At 61.0% G+C, this 3,403-nt stretch carries 3 protein-coding genes; all 3 read right to left on the reverse strand.

What is annotated here, in order from left to right:
• On the reverse strand, positions 1 to 541 hold a 541-nt coding region (locus ACESMD_RS15495; RefSeq protein ID WP_372614734.1), incomplete at its 3' end, for a BRCT domain-containing protein.
• 142 nt (positions 542 to 683) lie between these two features.
• A complete protein-coding gene (locus ACESMD_RS15500) occupies positions 684 to 1,094 on the reverse strand; it encodes a hypothetical protein (RefSeq protein WP_372614736.1) in 411 nt (136 codons plus the stop codon).
• Positions 1,095 to 1,790: 696 nt separating this feature from the next.
• Positions 1,791 to 3,209, reverse strand: a complete 1,419-nt coding sequence (locus ACESMD_RS15505; RefSeq protein ID WP_372614738.1) for a tyrosine-type recombinase/integrase — start codon at positions 3,207 to 3,209, stop codon at positions 1,791 to 1,793.
• Positions 3,210 to 3,403 lie beyond the last annotated feature (194 nt).

Below are 3,403 nucleotides of genomic sequence, written 5' to 3' on the forward strand. Positions count from 1 at the left end.
AATCGGTGCTGCCCAGGTTGCCGATCACCACGAAACGGGTCTTTTGGGTGGGGTTACTCTGCGTGTGGCCACCCCGATCGAGAATCTCGGCTTCGCACTCGGCGCGGGTGCCGGAAATGAACTTGCCCGTCAGCACGAAGTGGCTGTCATCAAAGTCAACCTCTGGAGGTGGATCGCAGAGCGGCAGGGTGGAGGACTGTAAGCTGGCGCTGGTGTTATCGCTGCCGGCCATGCTGCCGCCGCCGGTATAGTCGAGCAGAAGGCCCATCAAGTCGGCTTCCTCCTGGGCATCCAGGAGGTTGTCCTCCAGGGCGACTCTGAGCCGCACGAACAGCACGCTGAACGGCCACACACTGAGCGACCCGGGTCGCTCTTCCAGCCAGCGAAGCAGGTACTCGGCTTCGCTCTGGTTGATGGCCCCATCCGCGAGCACGCCGCGGGCCAGGCCAATCAGCTCACTGGCGTCGCGGTCGGCATTGCGGGCGAGGGCCAGGCGGCGTGTGACCGGCTGACCATGAGGGTTGAGTAATGAAGTGGACATGATGTACTCCCTTGTTGTTGTTCTCTGGGGCACGCGCCCTGCAGGAAGTGTGGCAAAGGGAGCGGGATGTCGCTGTGGGTGATCGCTGACGGATGGAAAAGAAAAACCCGCCGAGAATGGCGGGTATTATGAATGTTGAAGGTTACTCTGGAGAAGTATCTTGATCTTGGAGAGGCGCTCCCTGGCCCTCTGAAGTGAGGGGTGCTGGCGCCGGGATTGTTCCCATGAGTCGCTCGATCCTGTCGACGCTCTGACGGAGCCACGAACTTTGCTCAGAAACGCTTTGCCGCATGGCCTCACCCTGCTCCGAAACGGTTTGCTGAAAGGCTGTTAAGGTGCCAAACAGGATGGCAGCCACCAAGCCGACCACGGCAACGGACGTGGTGATAACCGTCGTCCTGGTCATCTTGCCGTCGGCGCGCATGTCAGCCAGCCCCTTGTCCAGGCGCTTGTCCGCCTGGTCAGATTGCCGCTGCATATCAGCCAAGCGGTTATCGAGATCCTTCTCGATCCCTGCCAGGCGTGCGTCGATGTAGCGATCCTGTGTGCTCATGTCGTCAGTATCCTCTGCCCCTGCTCATTCTTCGCCGACCTCTCGGGGTATGTTTGAATTACGTTGTCGATGCCTTCGAGAGGTGATTTGCGATTTTCTTTGTTGGTATGCCTCGTCGCTCTGGGTGGAGAAGATACTCCTTCATTCGAAATCACCTCAATCTCATCCACCCATGAGGGGTTATGCTCCTGTTTATGCACCATGACGACCTGCCTTCCACTCTAGGATAGGTGCTGCTGAGAACTCTGCCATGAATCCGCAAGTATCGCAGCAAGCCGGAATGAAAGGAAGGTAGATGGGGGCTTCCCCACCCCCAGTATCATGCACACGTTTCTTCACGGTGGCAGGCTTGTCGGTGCTCTGCTGGATGTCACCGGATTTCCGGCTCATGGCGGTGAAAGCGATTAGTTGACTTGAGCATATCGGGCATGCCCCCTGCCCAGGAATTGATGCGAAAAACTGGACGATGTCCTGTGTCGTGAGGGAACTCAGAAGCGCCATATAGTCTGGCTGTTGGTTATTGCTTGCCATGCCGGTCTCCCATGAGTCTCGGTCCTTAAGGCTCCTGTTCGTTTGACCAGGGCTCAGTCGAACACTTCCCACCAGAACACCCGCCCGATGATGTACAGATCCACCACTGCGCCGCCGTCCAGGATGTCTTGGGTCGGACAGTGTATCGCGCCGGGGCCTCCGGCATCATCCCCTGGCTGGCTCGATCACTATGTCGTCCTCTGCCGGTTGCCCGGTCAGCAGCGCCTGCGTATCGGCACCGAACCGCTTCACGATGTCGCGCTTGTGGTCTGGTGCCAGATGACCGTAGTGCTCAATCGTGGTGTGGATGTCGGCGTGTCCCATCAGCCGGCTGACCGCCAGTAAGTCGGTTCCCCTCATGATCAGCTGACTGGCGAAGTTGTGGCGCAGGGAGTAGAGCTCCAGGTCGGCGGGCAGGGCCTTGGCGATGCGCTTCTCCTTGGGCAGCGCCTCGGTGAGCGCCTTGATGCGTCGCCAGTGGCGGCCGATCGCGGTGTAGTCGTAGCGCTCGACGGTCTTGGGGTTGGGGAAGGCGTAACCGGTGGCAGGCTGGCCCTGCTGCTCGTGCCAGGTCTTGAGAACTTCCACCGCCTCCGGCGCCAGCGGGAAGGTCTGTGGCTCCGGGCGCTTATGGGCGATCTTCTCGATCACCTTGCGGATGGTGGCAAAGGTTAGGTTGACGTGCTCCCAGCGCAGGCCGTGGAGGTCCCCAGGACGGAAGCCGGTATAGAACAGGAGCAGGATCAGCGGCGGGGCATAGTTGACGTAGGTGACATGGTCGAGATCTTCCAGCCAGGGCTTGCCATGGTAACGGCTGCGACGACGCCCCTCTCGGCGGTGCGTCTGGTACGCCTCGATTCCGGCGAACAGCGCCAGCACCTCTTGATCTTCGAGATAGCGCCTGGTGCTGGTGGACTCGGCGAGCTCCTTCTCGGAGAGGGCAGGCCGCTCCAGCCGAATACCCTTCAGCGGGTTGGCGTCGATGGTGCCGCGCTCCGCTGCGTGATTCAGCAGCGTCTGCAGGGCGCCGTACGCGCGGTGACAGGTGGAGAAGGCGAGGCCGCGTTTCTCCATGGCCGCTTGCCAGCGCTCGGCATCGCTGCGCGTGAGCGATCCCAGTGGCCGGTCGAGCCAGTCGACGAACTCCCGGCGCAGCGTCTGCAAGGTTGCCTTCCCGCGTTTGCCTCGGTTCTGGTAGAGCTCATACGGGCCGTCGAGGTAGGCGACCAGAGTCTGCTGCTCGAGGGCCCTGGCGTGGTCACGGACTGCCTGGCGATCGGCGAGGGGATCCTCGCCCTGGTAGGTGGCACCCAGGGTCTCATGCGCCAGCTTGCGAGCCTGGTCGGCGGTCAGGCCCGGGTAGCGGCCCAAGGTGATAGTGCGTTTCTTCCCCGCGGTGTTGCGGTAGGTCAGCCGCCAGCTGGTCGCCGACTTGCGGCGGATCATGTGGAAACCGCCGAGCAGGGTATCCCAAACACGGTCGCCCGGTTCGGCCTTGGCATGGAGATCGGTCGCTGATCGGGCTGTGATCTTGAGCTTGTGACGAGCATGGGCCCCGTCATGTCGCGGCGGGCTGGAGGGCATGGCCTGATCTCCGGGTCAGCAATGGGTCAGTAAATGGTAGCGTAAATGCCGCCTAAGCGCGTGTATTAGCTGCCACTTCTATCTGCCTTAGAGGGATGATTTAATGACAATTCCAAGCATTCCTTGACGTTGAGCGCCGCTGCTTTATCATGCCTGCCAGTCTTTGGTAAGGGTGAGGTCGACGGTTCAAATCC

This window comes from Halomonas sp. (assembly GCF_041689495.1).
Classification (GTDB): domain Bacteria; phylum Pseudomonadota; class Gammaproteobacteria; order Pseudomonadales; family Halomonadaceae; genus Halomonas.